At 73.7% G+C, this 16,041-nt stretch carries 14 protein-coding genes; 9 read left to right on the top strand and 5 right to left on the bottom strand.

Annotation, left to right across the window (positions count from 1 at the left end; genetic code table 11):
- From OO63_RS19725 to OO63_RS19705, 5 genes are all read left to right on the top strand, one after another.
- Nucleotides 1–897, top strand: an 897-nt coding sequence (locus OO63_RS19725) for a GNAT family N-acetyltransferase (RefSeq protein ID WP_428835928.1), incomplete at its 5' end; no start/stop codon positions are given.
- A gap of 155 nt (nucleotides 898–1,052) precedes the next feature.
- A complete protein-coding gene (mutA, locus tag OO63_RS19720; protein ID WP_030358705.1) occupies nucleotides 1,053–2,906 on the top strand; it encodes a methylmalonyl-CoA mutase small subunit in 1,854 nt (617 codons plus the stop codon).
- Nucleotides 2,903–5,137, top strand: coding sequence for a methylmalonyl-CoA mutase (gene scpA / locus OO63_RS19715; RefSeq protein ID WP_030358704.1), 2,235 nt, complete (start codon nucleotides 2,903–2,905; stop codon nucleotides 5,135–5,137). Before mutA ends, scpA begins: the two co-directional genes overlap by 4 nt.
- A 12-nt stretch (nucleotides 5,138–5,149) precedes the next feature.
- Nucleotides 5,150–6,187, top strand: a complete 1,038-nt coding sequence (meaB, locus tag OO63_RS19710; protein WP_030358703.1) for a methylmalonyl Co-A mutase-associated GTPase MeaB — start codon at nucleotides 5,150–5,152, stop codon at nucleotides 6,185–6,187.
- Nucleotides 6,184–7,230: an enoyl-CoA hydratase/isomerase family protein gene (locus OO63_RS19705; protein WP_030358702.1), complete on the top strand. Its 1,047-nt coding sequence runs from the start codon at nucleotides 6,184–6,186 to the stop codon at nucleotides 7,228–7,230. The genes meaB and OO63_RS19705 overlap by 4 nt, the downstream gene beginning before the upstream one ends.
- A 20-nt stretch (nucleotides 7,231–7,250) precedes the next feature.
- On the opposite strand, the gene OO63_RS19700 is transcribed toward OO63_RS19705, so the two are convergent.
- The 3 genes from OO63_RS19700 to OO63_RS19690 form a co-directional block, all read right to left on the bottom strand.
- The gene (locus OO63_RS19700; protein ID WP_030358701.1) at nucleotides 7,251–7,706 is read right to left on the bottom strand and encodes a hypothetical protein; all 456 of its coding nucleotides are present in this window, start codon (nucleotides 7,704–7,706) and stop codon (nucleotides 7,251–7,253) included.
- A 94-nt stretch (nucleotides 7,707–7,800) separates the two neighbouring features.
- A complete protein-coding gene (locus OO63_RS19695) occupies nucleotides 7,801–8,538 on the bottom strand; it encodes an ABC transporter permease (RefSeq protein ID WP_030358700.1) in 738 nt (245 codons plus the stop codon).
- Between the two features lie 2 nt (nucleotides 8,539–8,540).
- On the bottom strand, nucleotides 8,541–9,497 hold the full coding sequence (locus OO63_RS19690; protein WP_030358699.1) for an ABC transporter ATP-binding protein: 957 nt from the start codon (nucleotides 9,495–9,497) through the stop codon (nucleotides 8,541–8,543).
- A gap of 108 nt (nucleotides 9,498–9,605) precedes the next feature.
- Here OO63_RS19690 and OO63_RS19685 point away from each other — a divergent pair, with 108 nt between their 5' ends.
- From OO63_RS19685 to OO63_RS19675, 3 genes are all read left to right on the top strand, one after another.
- Nucleotides 9,606–10,844, top strand: coding sequence for a sensor histidine kinase (locus tag OO63_RS19685; RefSeq protein ID WP_030358698.1), 1,239 nt, complete (start codon nucleotides 9,606–9,608; stop codon nucleotides 10,842–10,844).
- Nucleotides 10,845–10,917: 73 nt separating this feature from the next.
- On the top strand, nucleotides 10,918–11,580 hold the full coding sequence (locus OO63_RS19680; RefSeq protein ID WP_030358697.1) for a response regulator transcription factor: 663 nt from the start codon (nucleotides 10,918–10,920) through the stop codon (nucleotides 11,578–11,580).
- Nucleotides 11,581–11,677: 97 nt separating this feature from the next.
- On the top strand, nucleotides 11,678–12,835 hold the full coding sequence (locus OO63_RS19675; RefSeq protein ID WP_030358696.1) for an ROK family transcriptional regulator: 1,158 nt from the start codon (nucleotides 11,678–11,680) through the stop codon (nucleotides 12,833–12,835).
- Nucleotides 12,836–12,930: 95 nt separating this feature from the next.
- On the opposite strand, the gene OO63_RS19670 is transcribed toward OO63_RS19675, so the two are convergent.
- Both OO63_RS19670 and OO63_RS19665 read right to left on the bottom strand, forming a co-directional pair.
- Nucleotides 12,931–13,692, bottom strand: coding sequence for a GntR family transcriptional regulator (locus tag OO63_RS19670; RefSeq protein WP_030358695.1), 762 nt, complete (start codon nucleotides 13,690–13,692; stop codon nucleotides 12,931–12,933).
- Nucleotides 13,693–13,981: 289 nt separating this feature from the next.
- Nucleotides 13,982–14,872 carry an RNA polymerase sigma-70 factor gene (locus OO63_RS19665; RefSeq protein ID WP_030358694.1) on the bottom strand — a complete coding sequence of 297 codons (891 nt, stop codon included), beginning with the start codon at nucleotides 14,870–14,872 and terminating at the stop codon, nucleotides 13,982–13,984.
- 183 nt (nucleotides 14,873–15,055) lie between these two features.
- Here OO63_RS19665 and OO63_RS19660 point away from each other — a divergent pair, with 183 nt between their 5' ends.
- Nucleotides 15,056–15,913 carry an alpha/beta fold hydrolase gene (locus OO63_RS19660; RefSeq protein ID WP_030358693.1) on the top strand — a complete coding sequence of 286 codons (858 nt, stop codon included), beginning with the start codon at nucleotides 15,056–15,058 and terminating at the stop codon, nucleotides 15,911–15,913.
- Nucleotides 15,914–16,041 lie beyond the last annotated feature (128 nt).

Below are 16,041 nucleotides of genomic sequence, written 5' to 3'. Positions count from 1 at the left end.
CGCCCACCCACCCCACCAGAGCCCCCGGAGGACCGCCCCGTGATCCCGCTCCCGCGGCACCGACTTCCCGCCCTCGCCGACTGGTTCGCCGCCGGGGCGCCCGGAACGGCCGCGCTGCCCGAGCACGTCCGCACGCACGGCACCGGCCAGTGGTGGGCCGACGACGCCGACGCGCCGCGCGCCCTCGCGGTGTCCTGCGCCGGTCACGTCCTGCTCGGCGGCGACCCGCGCGCGGTGTCCCCGGACGGCCTCGCGCGGTTCACCGCGAGCCATGTCGTGGCCTCGGCGCGGTTCCTGCCCGTGCTCGGCGCCGCCTTCGACCGCCTCGTGCCCGACGAGCGCATGGTGTACGTCCACCGGGAGCCCGTCGCCACGCCCCGGCCGCCGCGCGGGGTGCGGGTGCGCCGGGTGACGGGCGACGACGCGCTCGCGCTCGCGGCCCTCTGGCCGGACTCCGACTGGATCCACGCCAGTTGGGGCGGCCCCTCGGCGCTCGCCGCCTCCGGGCACGCCGTCGCCGCCTTCGGCCGGGGCGGGCGGGTCCTCGCCGTGGCGTGCTCCTACTTCGCGGGCGACGCGTACGAGGACGTGGCCGTGGCCACCGCGCCGGAGCACCGCCGCAAGGGCCTCGCGCTCGCCTGCGTCGCCGCCCTCACGGCGGACGTCTCGGCCCGCGGCCGCACCGCGAGCTGGTCCTGCGCCCGCGACAACCGCCCCAGCCGCCTGCTCGCCTGGACGGCCGGATTCCGGTTGCACCGCGAGTACACCCACTACGTCACCGGCGGCGCCCCGCGCGGCGTCGGCGCCGCCGTCCGCGCCGATGCCCGCGAAAGCGCCGTACAGGGGTCGGTCCCGCCCCAGGCCACACCGCGAGTGCCGGAGAAAACCCCTGCTTGAAGGCGCGCGGCGGACAGATACGACCCCTATGAAACCCCTATATATTACCCACCGGTAATAACTTGCGGGCCGTCCGAGTTCAAGACCGACGGGGAGAGTGCAAGGTCACAGCGGTGCCCCGGCACCGGGCCCTGATTGAGCCCTAGCATCGGAACATGACGGTCCTGCCTGACGACGGGCTTTCCCTGGCCGCCGAGTTCCCTGATGCGACCCATGAGCAGTGGCAGCGCCTGGTGGAGGGCGTACTGCGGAAGTCGGGTAAGGACGTATCGGGGGCGGCGGCGGAGGAAGCGCTGTCCACCGCGCTCGAGGACGGGCTCAGCACCCGCCCCCTGTACACCGCCCGTGACGTCGTGGCCGATGTCGGCCATCCGGGTTTCGCCCCGTTCGTACGCGGCGGGCGCGCCGCGGGCGGTGCCGCGACCGGCTGGGACGTACGGCAGCGGCACGCGACAGGCGACCCGGCCCGCACGAACGAATCGATCCTCGCCGACCTCGAGAACGGCGTGACGTCGCTGTGGCTCACCCTCGGCCCCGACGCGCTGCCCGTCTCCGGCCTTGAGCGGGCGCTCGACGGCGTCTATCTGGACCTGGCCCCGATCGTGCTCGACGCCGGAGCCGATGTCGGGCCCGCCGCCCATGAGTTGCTGCGCCTGGTCGAGGCCGCGGGCGTCGCCAAGGACGCGGCGCACGGCAACCTCGGCGCGGACCCGCTGGCGTACGAGGCGCGCACGGGCTCGGAGTTGGGCACGGAAGCCGCCGTCGATCTCGCGCGCCTGTGCGGCCGTGAGTACGGCGGCCTGCGCGCGCTCACGGTGGACGCGCTGCCGTACCACGAGGCGGGCGGCTCGGCCGCGCAGGAGCTGGGCGCGTCCCTGGCGACGGGCGTGGCCTATCTGCGGCTGCTCACCGGCGCGGGCCTGACCCTGCAAGAGGCGTGCGCTCAGCTGGAGTTCCGGTACGCGGCCACGGCCGACCAGTTCCTGACCATCGCCAAGCTCCGCGCGGCCCGGCGTCTGTGGGCGCGGGTGGCGGAGGCGAGCGGCGACGTCGACGCGGGCGCGCAGCGTCAGCACGCGGTGACCTCGCCGGTGATGATGGCGCGCCGCGACCCGTGGGTGAACATGCTGCGCACGACCGTGGCCTGCCTGAGCGCGGGCGCGGGCGGCGCGGACGCGGTCACGGTGCTGCCGTTCGACCACTCCCTGGGCCTGCCGGACGCGTTCGCGCGCCGCATCGCGCGCAACACCTCGACGATCCTCCTGGAGGAGTCGCACCTGGCCCGGGTCATCGACCCGGCGGGCGGCTCGTACTACGTGGAGCGGCTCACCGACGAACTGGCGCACGCCGCCTGGGACTTCTTCCAGGAGATCGAGCGCGCGGGCGGCCAGGCGGCCGCCCTGCGCTCCGGCATGCTCGGCGAGCGCCTGGCGGCGACCTGGGCGGAGCGCGGAAGGAAGCTCGCCAAGCGCCGCGAACCCATCACGGGCGTCAGCGAGTTCCCGAACCTCGCCGAGAAGCCCGTGGAGCGCGAGAGCGCGCCCGCCGGGCCGACGGGCGGCCTGCCGCGGGTGCGGCGCGACGAGGCGTACGAGGCCCTGCGCGCCCGCTCCGACGCGCACCTCGCCGAGACCGGCGCCCGCCCGAAGGTGTTCCTGGCCGCGCTCGGCCCGGCCGCCGCGCACACCGCCCGCGCCACGTTCGCCTCGAACCTCTTCCAGGCGGGCGGTGTCGAGGCCGTCCACGACCCGGTCTCGGTGGACGCCGAAAGCGCCGCCGAGGCCTTCCGGGCCAGTGGGGCGCGCGTCGCCTGCCTGTGCTCCAGCGACGCCCTGTACGCGGAGGAGGCGGCCGCAGTCGCCGCAGCGCTGAAGTCGGCGGGCGCGGAGCGGGTATTCCTCGCGGGACGGCCCGGCGAGTTCGGGGATGTCGACGCCTATGTCTTCGCCGGCTGCGACGCCGTGGCCGTGCTCACCTCCACCCTCGACCTCATGGGAGTGGCGCCATGACGATCCCCGACTTCTCCGGCATCGGCCTGGAGCCGGACGCGGCCCCGCGGGGCTCCGCCCAGCAGTGGCGCGCCGCGGTCGAGTCGGCCACCGGCAAGGACGCGGACGACCTGCTGTGGGAGACCCCGGAGGGCATCGCGGTCCAGCCGCTGTACACGGGCGCCGACCTGGAGGGCCTGGACTTCCTCGGCACCTACCCGGGCGTCGCGCCGTATCTGCGCGGCCCGTACCCGACGATGTACGTCAACCAGCCCTGGACGATCCGGCAGTACGCGGGCTTCTCCACCGCGCAGGAGTCCAACGCCTTCTACCGCCGCAACCTGGCGGCGGGCCAGAAGGGCCTGTCGGTCGCCTTCGACCTGCCGACCCACCGCGGCTACGACAGCGACCACCCGCGGGTGACCGGTGACGTCGGCATGGCGGGCGTGGCCATCGACTCGATCTACGACATGCGGCAGCTGTTCGACGGGATCCCGCTGGACAAGATGACGGTGTCGATGACGATGAACGGCGCGGTGCTTCCCGTGCTCGCGCTGTACATCGTCGCCGCCGAGGAGCAGGGCGTAGCGCCGGAGAAGCTGGCGGGGACCATCCAGAACGACATCCTCAAGGAGTTCATGGTCCGCAACACCTACATCTATCCGCCGAAGCCCTCGATGCGGATCATCTCCGACATCTTCTCGTTCACCTCGCAGAAGATGCCGCGCTACAACTCCATCTCGATCTCCGGCTACCACATCCAGGAGGCCGGTGCGACGGCCGACCTGGAGCTGGCGTACACGCTCGCCGACGGCGTCGAGTATCTGCGGGCGGGCCGGGAGGCGGGCCTGGACGTGGACGCGTTCGCGCCGCGCCTGTCGTTCTTCTGGGCGATCGGGATGAACTTCTTCATGGAGGTCGCCAAGCTCCGCGCGGCGCGCCTGCTGTGGGCGAAGCTGGTCAAGCAGTTCGACCCGAAGAACGCCAAGTCCCTTTCGCTGCGCACCCATTCGCAGACCTCGGGCTGGTCGCTGACCGCCCAGGACGTCTTCAACAACGTGACGCGCACCTGCGTGGAGGCGATGGCGGCGACGCAGGGCCACACCCAGTCCCTGCACACCAACGCCCTCGACGAGGCGCTCGCCCTGCCCACGGACTTCTCGGCGCGCATCGCCCGCAACACCCAGCTCCTGCTCCAGCAGGAGTCGGGCACGTGCCGGGTCATCGACCCGTGGGGCGGCAGCGCGTACGTGGAGAAGCTGACGTACGACCTGGCGCGCCGCGCCTGGCAGCACATCCAGGAGGTCGAGGCGGCGGGCGGCATGGCGCAGGCCATCGACGCGGGCATCCCGAAGCTGCGCGTCGAGGAGGCCGCCGCGCGCACGCAGGCCCGCATCGACTCCGGGCGGCAGCCGGTGATCGGCGTGAACAAGTACCGCGTGGACAGCGACGAGCAGATCGAGGTCCTGAAGGTCGACAACTCCTCGGTGCGGACCCAGCAGATCGAGAAGCTGCGGCGGCTGCGCGAGGAGCGCGACGAGGCTGTCTGCCAGGACGCGCTGCGCAAGCTGACCGCGTCGGCCGAGCGCGGCTCGGGCCCCGGCCTCGAGGGCAATCTCCTCGCGCTCGCGGTCGACGCGGCCCGCGCGAAGGCGACGGTCGGCGAGATCTCCGACGCCCTGGAGAAGGCGTACGGGCGGCACGCGGGCCAGATCCGTACGATCTCCGGTGTGTACCGCACCGAAGCAGGCCCCTCGCCGTCCGTGGAGCGCACGCGCGCGCTGGTGAAGTCCTTCGAGGAGGCCGAGGGCCGCCGTCCGCGCATCCTGGTCGCCAAGATGGGCCAGGACGGCCACGACCGGGGCCAGAAAGTCATCGCGACCGCCTTCGCCGACCTGGGCTTCGACGTCGATGTCGGCCCGCTGTTCCAGACGCCCGGGGAGGTGGCGCGGCAGGCCGTCGAGGCGGACGTGCACATCGTCGGCGTCTCCTCGCTGGCGGCGGGGCACCTGACGCTGGTGCCCGCGCTGCGCGCGGAGCTGGCCGCCGAGGGCCGCGAGGACATCATGATCGTCGTGGGCGGCGTGATTCCCCCGCAGGACGTCGAGGCACTGCACGAGGCGGGCGCGGCGGCGGTGTTCCCGCCCGGCACGGTCATCCCGGACGCGGCGTACGACCTGGTGCGGCGGCTCGCCGTCGGGCTCGGCCACGAACTGCCCGGCGAGGCCGCTTCCGGCAGTGGCGAGCTGTGAGCCGCTGAGCCCATGGCACCGAGGATCGATCTCGACACTTATGTGAAGGGCGTACTCGACGGCAAGCGCGCGCACATCGCGCGGGCGATCACGCTCGTGGAGTCCACCAGGGCCGAACACCGCGTGCTCGCGCAGCAGTTGCTGACGCAGCTCCTTCCGCACTCGGGGCGGGCGCGGCGCATCGGCATCAGCGGTGTTCCCGGAGTCGGCAAGTCGACGTTCATCGACGCGCTCGGCACGATGCTGACGTCGATGGGCCACCGCGTCGCGGTGCTCGCCGTCGACCCGTCGTCGTCGCGCACGGGCGGCTCCATCCTGGGCGACAAGACCCGCATGGAGCGCCTGTCGGTGGACCCGATGGCGTTCGTGCGGCCCTCGCCCACGGCGGGGACGCTCGGCGGCGTCGCGAAGGCGACCCGTGAGTCCGTCGTGGTGATGGAGGCGGCCGGGTACGACGTGGTGCTCGTGGAGACTGTCGGCGTCGGCCAGTCCGAGACGGCCGTCGCGAACATGGTCGACACGTTCCTGCTCCTCACCCTGGCCCGCACGGGCGATCAGCTGCAGGGCATCAAGAAGGGCGTCCTGGAGCTGGCCGACGTGATCGCGGTCAACAAGGCGGACGGGCCGCACGAGCGGGACGCGCGCTCGGCGGCGCGGGAGCTGGCGGGCGCCCTGCGGCTCATGCATCCGGCGGACGCCTCCTGGACGCCCCCGGTCCTGAGTTGCAGCGCCCGCGAGTCGAAGGGCCTCGACACCCTCTGGGACCGGCTCGAACAGCATCGCGCGCTCCTGGACTCCACCGGCCGCCTCGCCGCGAAGCGCCGCGACCAGCAGGTCGACTGGACGTGGACGATGGTCCGCGACGAACTCCTCGGCCGGCTGCACGCCCACCCCGACGTGCGGCGCCTCGCACCCGACCTGGAGCAGCGGGTACGGGAGGGGACGCTGACGGCGACGACGGCGGCGGAACGGATCCTGGACGCGTTCCAGGGACCTGCCGACGGCAATGAGAAGGCCGACCGCAACGACAAGGAGGACTCGGCTCAGTGAGTGTCGACGCACCACCGGTCCTGACGCGGGTCGAGGGCCGCGCGGGCCACATCGTCCTGAACCGGCCCCGCGCCCTGAACGCGCTCGACCACCCGATGGTCCGCCTCATCGACGAGGCGCTCACCGCGTGGGAGCACGACGACGAGGTCCGCACGGTGGTCGTGACGGGCGCGGGTGAGCGCGGTCTGTGCGCGGGCGGCGACATCCGGGCCGTGCGCGAGGACATCCTCGCGGGCGGCGGCGCGGCGTCGGCGGCGTTCTGGCACGACGAGTACCTGCTCAACGCCCGGATCGCGCGCTACCGCAAGCCGTATGTGGCGGTGATGGACGGGTACGTCATGGGCGGCGGCGTCGGCGTCTCGGCGCACGGCGACGTGCGCGTCGTCACCGAGCGGTCCCGGGTCGCCATGCCCGAGACGATCATCGGCTTCGTCCTCGACGTCGGCGCCACGTATCTGCTGACGCGGGCGCCGGGCGAGCTCGGCACGCATCTGGCGCTGACCGGCACGCCGGTGGGCGCGGGCGACGCGCTGCTGTGCGGCCTCGCCGACCACTACGTACCGTCGGAGCGCCTCGCGGACTTCACGGCGGCGCTCGCGGACACCGACGCGGCGGACGCCGTGCGGGCGTTCGCGGCGACCGCCCCGGAGGGCGAACTCGCCGCGCGCCGCGCGTGGATCGACTCCTGCTACGCCGCCGACTCGGTGGAGGACATCGTCGACCGCCTCCAGTCCTGCGGCGAGCGGGCGGCGAAGGAGACCGCCGAGGTCCTGCTCTCGCGCTCCCCCACCGCGCTGAAGGTCACGCTGGCCGCGCTGCGCCGCTCCCGTGCTCTCGGGTCCCTGGAGGAGGCGCTCGACCAGGAGTACCGCGTGTCGTGTGCCTGTCTGACGGCGCCCGACTTCCCCGAAGGCGTGCGGGCCCAGGTCGTCGACAAGGACCGCGCCCCGAGGTGGGTGCCCGCCGACCTCGCGTCGGTCACGGAGGCAGACGTGGAGCGCTTCTTCGGCCCTGGCACGTATGGGGAGTTGGGGCTGGGCTGACCCGGCTCGCACGGCGCGTACTACGGCGGATCGATCACCGTCACCACGGCCAGGAGCTGGACCGCGAGGCGCTCGCCCCAGCGGGCCACCCCCAGGGCTATCCACTGCCCGTCGGACCGCCACAGGTGGACGTCGGGGACGGATTCGCTGAGCGTGGCCCACGGGTTGGGGACCGACGCGCCCGAACCGTCGGCCTCCTGGGCCATGACGCGGATGAGGACGCTGGTCAGGCCGAAGAGCCGGGGCTCGCCCCAGCGCTCGGTGAGGAGCACCCGCAGGGCGTCGCGCTCGGCCTCGCACCGCGCCTCCGTCTCCTCGTGCGCCGTGCCGTCGTCGTCCCACAGCTGGTCGTACGTCGACAGCTCCGCGACGTGGAAGCCGGGTCCGCCGTAGCCGTGCTCCGACCTGCCGGGCGTCTCGGGGAAGTCCCGGGTGCGCAGCAGGTCGATCGCGGCGAGGTGGTCTGCGCTGCTCATGGCATCCAGTAAAGCCGTTGCCACCGCCCCTTGGCTGTCCGTCAGGCGTCGGACGACTGACGAGGCCTCAGCGGCTGCCCGCGTCCGCGCCTCGTCACGCGTCCCGCCTCCGCACCGCCCACCACCCGGCGCCCAGCGACGCCACCGCCCACAGCGCCGTCACCCCGAGCCCCGCCCAGGGGCCGAGCATCCCGTCCGGGGCCTCGTGCAGGATCTGCTGCCCGGCCCGGTCGGGCAGGAACTGGGCCGCGCCGCCCGCCATGTCCCCGAGCACGAACGGGACGATCAGGGTGAACGGGATGAGCACGCCGAGCACCACGGCACCGCTGCGCAGCACCGCCGTGAGGCCCGCCGCGAACAGCGCCATCAACGCGAGGTAGACGCCGCCCCCGACGCACGCGCGCACCGCCCCGGGGTGACCGAGCCCGATGGCGTACTCACCGAGGAAGGCCTGTCCGCCGAGGAACGTGGTGAAGCTGGTGACGAGCCCCACCAGGAGCGCCGCCGCGCCCAGGACGGCGATCTTCGCGCCGTAGAAGAGGCCGCGGCGCGGCACGGCGGCGAGCGAGACCCGCAGCGCGCCGTTGACGTACTCGGAGCTGACGGCCGCGGCTCCGAAGCTGATGGCGGCGACCTGCCCGAAGTTGAACGCGTAGAAGGCGTCGAAGAGGGGTTCGGCGTCGGCGTTGTCGGCCTCCGCGCGGCCGACGGTGGCGAAGACGAGGACGGTGATGGCGACGGTCGCGACGAACACCGCGACGAGCGAACCGACGCTCCCCCGCAGCGACTTGATCTTGATCCACTCGGAGTGCAGTACGGCGGACGTGGACATCGTCAGGCCTCCTGGAGAGGTGTGGGAACGGCGGGGGACGCCGAGGGCGCGGCGGACGCGGAGAACTCCGTCTCGGTGGCGGTGAGCGCGAGGTAGGCCTCCTCCAGGGAGGCCTCCTGGTCGGCGAGTTCGAGGATCGGCACGCCCGCTTCGGCGGCGAGCCTGCCGACCTCCTCGGCCCGGACGCCGTCGACCGTCCAGCGGCCGTCGTCGGCCTCCGCCAGCTCGTGTCCCGCGCGGGCGAGCGCCGCGCGCAGCCGGGCCGGGTCGGTGGTGCGCGCCCGGACCCGCGGGCGGCTGCGGGCCTCGATGAACTCGCGCATCGGGGTGTCCGCGAGCAGCCTGCCGCGGCCGAGGACGACCAGGTGGTCGGCGAACGTCGCGGTCTCGTTCATGAGGTGGCTGGACACCAGGACGGTGCGGCCCTCCCGGGCCAGACGGCGCATCAACTCACGGATCCAGATGATCCCTTCGGGGTCGAGCCCGTTGGACGGCTCGTCCAGGAGGACGACGGCGGGGTCACCGAGCAGCGCGGCGGCGATCCCCAGGCGCTGCCGCATGCCCAGCGAGTACGTCTTCACGCGGCGCCCCGCGACGGCCGCCAGGCCGGTCTCCTCCAGGACCTCGTCCACGCGCGCCGGGGCGATCCGGTTGCTCACGGCGAGCGCGAGCAGGTGACTGCGGGCGGTGCGGGAGCCGTGGGCGGCCTGCGCGTCGAGCAGGGCGCCGACCTGGCGGAGCGGTTCGTCGTACGCCGTGTACGGGCGTCCGCCGACGGTCGCGGTCCCGGACGTGGGCCGGTCGAGGCCGAGGACGAGGCGCAACGTGGTGGACTTTCCGGCGCCGTTGGGGCCGAGGAAGCCGGTGACCTGGCCGGGGCGGACGCTGAACGTCACGTCGTCCACCGCGCGGGTGGTGCCGTACTCCTTGGTGAGCTGTTGGACGTCGATGCTGGTCATGGGGACAGCGTCGCGGTGCGGGCGGGCCCGTGGCCTCCCCCGCCCGGGGAGATCTTCTCCCCCGCACGGGGGAGCCGTGCCCCGCGCGGGTGCTGGCACGATGACGGCATGCCCCGCTTCCTGCGACCGCTCACCCGCGCGGTCACGTACACCCGTTGGCTGCATGTGCTCCTCGGCGCCGTTCCCGGGCTGACGTGCGCGTCGATCTACGGGATGTCGGACGCGGGGGCCGTCGACCTGTTCGTGGGGTTCTTCGTCCTCCCGATCCCCCTGGGGGTGGTGGCCGGGCTGCTGCCCGCGCTGCGCCGGGCCGAGGGGCTGCAGGCGCGGCTGATGCTGTTTCCCGGCGCCCACGCGCGCGGGGCGGCGGGCCCGTCCGACGCGGAGCACGTCGACTCCGGTGTCTCGGTCATGCCGTCGGCCTCCTGGAACGAGCGGTGCCGCACGGCGCTCTGGCTGCTGCTGCGCATGGAGACGGGGTGCGCGACGGGCTTCGCGTCCACGCTGCTCATCGGGCAGACGCTGGCGCTGATCGGTGCGACGGCGCAGGAGCGGACGACGGATCCTGCGCTGTTCTTCCCCGCGTTGGCGGACGGCCCCTGGTGGGTGGACGCGCTGCTCGTCCCCGTGCCGCTGATGATTTTGCTCGGGTTCGTGGTGGCGGTGGGGCACTTCGTGGCCACCGTGGCCGAACGTCTCCTCGGCCCCTCCCCCGCCCAGCGCCTCGCCGCCCTGGAGGAGCGCACCGAGCAGCTCCTGGAACGCAATCGCATCGCCCGCGAACTGCACGACTCCATCGGGCACGCGCTGACCGTCGCCGTGGTGCAGGCGGGCGCCGCCCGGGCCACCGCCGACCCGGCGTTCACCGAGCGCGCCCTGGAGGCCATCGAGGACACCGGACGGCACGCCCTGGAGGACCTGGAGCGGGTGCTCCGGGTGCTGCGCGAGGACGGTCGGCCCGGGCGGCAGCGGCCGACGCTCGTGGACGCCGACCGGCTCCTGGACTCCGCGCGCACGTCGGGCGTGAAGGTGGACGCCGAGGTGACGGGCCCGGTGGACCGGCTGCCCGGCCCTGTGTCGCGCGAGGGCTACCGCATGCTCCAGGAGTCCCTGACCAACGTCCTGCGGCACGCGGGCCCGGTGCCGGTACGCGTCCGGGTCGCCGCCGACGAGGGCCTGCTCACGCTCGACGTGCGCAACGCCCTGTCGGGGCCCGCGGCACCCACCGGGCGCGGCGGCAGCGGCCTGCGCGGGATCCGTGAGCGGGCGACGCTGCTGGGCGGCCGGGCCCACACGGGACCGCACGAGGGCGAGTGGCGGGTCCGTGTCGAACTCCCCCTGACGTGACGGCACGCTCTACGTAGAGGCCTACTCCGGTACTCGACGGCGTACGGAAACGCTCGTGATCTACGCTGACCGGATGCCGGTCACCGTCCTGCTCGTCGACGACGAGCCCCTCGTCCGCGCGGGTCTGCGCGCCGTCCTGGAGGCGCAGCCCGACATCGAGGTCGTCGGGGAGGCCGCGGACGGCGCCGCCGTGATCCCGCTGGTGCGGGAGCTGCGGCCGGACGTGGTGGCCATGGACGTGCGGATGCCGCTGCTCGACGGCATCGAGGCGACCCGCGCGGTCCTGCGCACGGTCACCGACCCGCCCAAGATCGTCGTCATCACGACCTTCGAGAACGACGAGTACGTGTACGAGGCGCTGCGCGCGGGCGCCGACGGCTTCCTCCTGAAGCGCGCGCGGCCCGCGGAGATCGTGCACGCGGTGCGCCTCGTCGCCGAGGGCGAGTCGCTGCTGTTCCCGGCGGCGGTGCGGGAGCTCGCGGGCTCCCACGGGCGGCAGCGGGGCAATCCGGACGCGAGGGCGGCCCTGGAGCGGGCCGCCCTGACGGGGCGCGAGGAGGAGGTCCTGCGGCTCATGGCGCGCGGTCTGTCGAACGCGGAGATCGCGGGGCGCCTCGTCGTCGGCACCGAGACCGTGAAGTCGCATGTGAGCTCGCTGCTCGCGAAGCTCGGGGCGCGCGACCGGACCCAGGCGGTGATCACGGCGTACGAGTCCGGTTTCGTCGCGCCGGGCTGAAGCGGCCCCCTTCCGGGCGGCCTGATCGGCACTCGCCCCGATCGGTGGCTTCCGAGTACTCTTCGCCCATCATGCGCATGGGATGGAAGGACGGACGTTGGGGCGGCTGACCGGCGGAGATCCTTCTCTGCTACGGCGGATCAACTCCGCGGTCGTGCTGCACGCGCTGCGTGCGGCGGATTTCGCGACACTCACCGAGATCACCCGGGTGACGGGGCTTTCGCGGCCCACCGTCGAGGGCGTGGTCGAGGGGCTCAGCGAGGCCGGGCTCGTCGTGGAGACGGACGCGGGCGAGGGCGGCGCGAGACGGCAGGGCCGACCGGCGCGGAAGTTCCGGTTCCGGGCGGAGGCGGGACATCTGCTCGGTCTGGAGATCGGTCCGCACCGCGTCGCCGCCGTGCTGTCCGACCTCGACGGCAAGATCCTCGGGACGGCGGCGAAGGACGTGTCGGAGACGGCGTCCGCCGACGAGCGCCTGGAGCGGATGCGGGGTGCCGTCGCCGATCTGCTGCGCCGTGCGGGCGTCTCACGCGGCTCGCTGCGCGCCGTCGGCGTCGGCAGCCCGGGGATCGTGGAGGCCGACGGTTCGGTGCGGCTGAGCACGGCGCTGCCGGGCTGGACGGGGCTGCCGCTGGGCGAGCGGCTGCGGCGCTCCTTCAAGTGCCCGGTCCTGGTGGAGAACGACGCGAACGCGGCGGCGGTCGCCGAGCACTGGAAGGGCGCGGCGACGGAGTCGGACGACGTGGTGTTCGTCCTGGCCGGGCTGAGCCCCGGTGCCGGTTCGCTGATCGGCGGGCGGCTGCACCGCGGGTACGGCGGCGCGGCGGGCGAGATCGGCGCGCTGCATCTGCTGGGCCGCGAGGTGACGCCGGAGACGCTGCTCTCGACCACGGACGAGCCGCTGCACCCGCTGGACGAGCAGGCGGTCGCGGAGGTCTTCGCGCACGCGCGTGAGGGCGACGAGCGTGCCCTTGCCGCGGTCGACCGCTTCATCCGCCGTCTGGTGCACGACGTGGCCGCGCTGGTCCTCGCGCTCGACCCGGAGCTGGTCGTGGTGGGCGGCTGGGCCGCGGGCCTCGACGGCGTCCTGGAGCCGCTGCACCAGGAGCTGGCCCGCTACTGCCTGAGGCCGCCCCGGGTGACGCTGTCGATGCTCGGCGAGGCGGCGGTGGCGACGGGCGCGCTGCGGCTCGCGCTCGACCACGTGGAGGAGGAGCTGTTCGCGGTGGAGGGCACGGTGACCGCGCGGCAGTAGGGTGCGGCGCCGCCGGAAGACGTGCGGACGTCACGAAGGCGGGGCCTTCCTCGAAAGGAAGGCCCCGCCTTCGTGACGTCCCGCTGTGACGCCGCTCAGGAAGCCTGCTGCTCCGGCCCGTGGTGGATCTCGACCGCGCCCTGGTCGCCGAAGGTGAGGCGGCAGGTGTCCGCGCGGTACGTCGCCATGGAGAGCGCGGCCGTGCGCCCGCCGGCGAGGAAGCGCGTGGTGACGACCAGGACCGGGGCGCCGGGCAGGCGGTCCAGGGCCTTGGCGTCGTCCGCGCGGGCGGAGCCGAGCTCGACGGAGCGGTCCTGGCCCTCCAGGGCGAGGCGGCCGAGCTCGCGCAGCACGGCACGCGCGCGTGCGGCGCCCGCGGGGGCGTCGATCGCGGTGAGGTCGGGGACGGAGCCCGCCGGGACGTACAGCAGCTCGGCGGCCACGGGCTGGCCGTGGGAGACACGGGTGCGGCGCACCACGTGCACCGGCTCGTCCGGGTCGATGTCCAGGGCTCGGGCCACCTCGGCGGGCGCGGGCGCCAGCTCGCTGTCCGCGGGCTGCCAGGCGTCCCCGGCCGCGCCGGGCCAGGTGCCCTGGGCGGAGCCGACGGCCACGCCCATGCGGGGCGGGGCGACGGTCGTGCCGACGCCGCGGCGGCGCTGCAGGCGTCCTTCCAGCTCGAGCTGCTCCAGTGCCTGGCGCAGCGTCGCGCGGGCGACGCCGAACCGGGCGGCGAGGTCGCGTTCGTTGGGCAGGATCTCGCCCACGGCGAACTCGGAGTCCAGTGCTTCGCTGAGCACGGTCTTGAGGTGCCAGTACTTCGGCTCCGGCACCGATTCCAGCTGCGTGGTCCCCACCCTGTCCTCCGCAATCGCCGTGCGCAGGCGGCTTTTTCGCGCCTTGTTTATTAAAGGTTCCTGCACTATCTCAGCGACGATAGAGCCGCGCTCACCCTTGGTCAAGACCAATCCTGAGTCCGTTACAGCCCGCAGTGAAGTGGTGCCACAGAGCATTCACGCGCTGTTCGCGCGTGGTCGACACCTGGCGGGCGGGCGTGACGCAATCCGATACGTCCCCACCGGGCGCGCACACGGCGCAGCCCCCGCCCGGTGCACGGGCGGGGGCTGTTTCGCGCGGAGGGGCGGGCTAGATGCCGAGCCCCCCGAGCTTGTCCGGATTCCGCACGATGTACACGCGCTGGATACGTCCGTCGGAGATCTCCAGCTGGATGACGCTGTCGGGCTTGCCGTCGGCGAAGAAGAGGACGGACTGGACGCCGTTGACCTCCAGGTGGCGGATCTCGAAGTCGGCGTGCTCCGCGAGGCCCTTGCGCGCCGCGCCCACGACGAAGCGGCCCACCTTGTCGGCGGACGTCACGACCCGCAGGGGCGCCCTGGCCTTGCCGCCGCTGTCGCCCACCAGGTCGACGTCCGGCGCGAGCACCGACATCAGCCCCTCCAGGTCGCCGTCCACGGCGGCGGCGAGGAAGCGCTCGGTGAGGTCGCGGCGCTCGGCCGGGTCGACCTCGAAGCGCGGGCGCCCCTCCTCCACGTGCTTGCGGGCGCGCCCGGCGAGCTGGCGCACGGCGGCCTCGCTGCGGTCGAGCGTCTCGGCGATCTCCGCGTACGGGAACCCGAAGGCCTCGCGCAGCACGAACACCGCGCGCTCCAGCGGCGACAGGGACTCCAGGACGACGAGCACGGCGAGCGACACGGAGTCGGCGAGCACGGCCTTCTCCGCGGTGTCGGGCACGGTCGGCCCGAAGTCGGTGACCAGCGGCTCGGGCAGCCAGGGCCCGACGTACGACTCGCGGCGCGACTGGGCGTGGCGCAGTCGGTCGATGGCGAGGCGGGTGGTGATCCGCACCAGGTAGGCGCGTGGTTCGCGCACGTCCTCGCGCTCGCCGGCGGACCAGCGCAGCCAGGCGTCCTGGACGACGTCCTCGGCGTCGGCCACCCGCCCGAGCATGCGGTAGGCGACGCCCATCAGGACGGGCCGGTGCTCTTCGAAGACGTCGGTCGCGATATCGGTAGCCACGACTCCATCCCAGCCGACGGATCTGCCGGTGTCCACCTCCGTCGGCCAAGCCGACGAGGATCACACCGGGCCCCCGGCGGACCCGGCACCGGACCCGGCGGCAAGTCGGTGCCGTCGCACCCTTGAAGTCGACGCTACTGAGCGGTAATTGTTGCTGACAAGGTGTCTAAGTCAGGAGCAGTCATGGCCGCACGGGTGGCAGGGGCCGCAGAGGCCGCAGAGGTGTCGTTCAGCGTCGATTCACCCTGCGGGCCGCGCTCGGTGACGGTCTCCTACCAGCGCTCGGGCACCGGGGCACCGCTGCTCCTGCTGCACGGCATCGGCCACCACCGCCAGGCCTGGGACCCCGTCGTCGGCATCCTCGCGGCCGAGCGGGACGTGATCGCCGTGGACCTGCCGGGCTTCGGCGCCTCCCCGGCGCTGCCGGACGGACTGGCCTACGACCTGTCGACGGTGGTGCCCACGCTGCACGCCCTGTGCGGGGCCCTGGGCGTCGAACGGCCGCATGTGGCGGGCAACTCGCTGGGCGGACTGCTCGCGCTCGAACTGGGCCGGGAGAAGCTCGTACGGTCCGTCACCGCCCTGTCCCCCGCCGGGTTCTGGAGCGAGGCGGAGCGCCGGTACGCCTTCTCGACGCTGCGCGCCATGCACGGGATCGCGCGCCGCATGCCCCTGCCGATGATCGAGCGCCTCTCCCGGAGCGCGGTCGGCAGGACCGCGCTCACCAGCACCATCTACGCCCACCCCGGCCACCGTTCGCCGGAGGCGGTGGTCGCGGAGACGCTGGCGCTGCGCGAGGCGACCGGCTTCCACGAGACGCTGGCCGCCGGGCGGGACGTGCGCTTCCGCGACGACGTGCCGGGTCTTCCGGTCACGGTCGCCTGGGGCACCCGCGACCGGCTGCTGCTGCGCCGCCAGGGCATCCGGGCCAAGCACGCCATCCCCGGGGCCCGGCTCGTGCGGCTGCCCGGGTGCGGGCACGTCCCGATGCACGACGACCCGGCCCGGGTGGCGCGGGTCATCCTCGACACCAGCCGCTGACCTCGACAGGGCGGGCGCGGGCCGAAGGCCTCCCGAGGCTCAGGGACCTCGGGAGTCGGACCACGCGCGCGTACCGAGCTCGGACCACGCGCGCGTCGAGCACCGGGCGCCGGTGCTCGGCACGCGCG

It is taken from the genome of Streptomyces alboflavus (genome assembly GCF_000716675.1).
Classification (GTDB): Bacteria; Actinomycetota; Actinomycetes; order Streptomycetales; family Streptomycetaceae; genus Streptomyces; species Streptomyces alboflavus.
Note: the sequence above shows the minus strand (reverse complement) of the source record. Positions and strands in the feature narration are given on the sequence as shown.

Bases quoted from the DNA above. Each gene is read 5' to 3' on its own strand.
- mutA (WP_030358705.1), top strand. From the start codon at position 1,053: ATGACGGTCCTGCCTGACGACGGGCTTTCCCTGGCCGCCGAGTTCCCT.
- scpA (WP_030358704.1), top strand. From the start codon at position 2,903: ATGACGATCCCCGACTTCTCCGGCATCGGCCTGGAGCCGGACGCGGCC.
- meaB (WP_030358703.1), top strand. From the start codon at position 5,150: ATGGCACCGAGGATCGATCTCGACACTTATGTGAAGGGCGTACTCGAC.
- OO63_RS19700 (WP_030358701.1), bottom strand. From the start codon at position 7,706: ATGAGCAGCGCAGACCACCTCGCCGCGATCGACCTGCTGCGCACCCGG.
- OO63_RS19695 (WP_030358700.1), bottom strand. From the start codon at position 8,538: ATGTCCACGTCCGCCGTACTGCACTCCGAGTGGATCAAGATCAAGTCG.
- OO63_RS19690 (WP_030358699.1), bottom strand. From the start codon at position 9,497: ATGACCAGCATCGACGTCCAACAGCTCACCAAGGAGTACGGCACCACC.
- OO63_RS19685 (WP_030358698.1), top strand. From the start codon at position 9,606: ATGCCCCGCTTCCTGCGACCGCTCACCCGCGCGGTCACGTACACCCGT.
- OO63_RS19680 (WP_030358697.1), top strand. From the start codon at position 10,918: ATGCCGGTCACCGTCCTGCTCGTCGACGACGAGCCCCTCGTCCGCGCG.
- OO63_RS19660 (WP_030358693.1), top strand. From the start codon at position 15,056: ATGGCCGCACGGGTGGCAGGGGCCGCAGAGGCCGCAGAGGTGTCGTTC.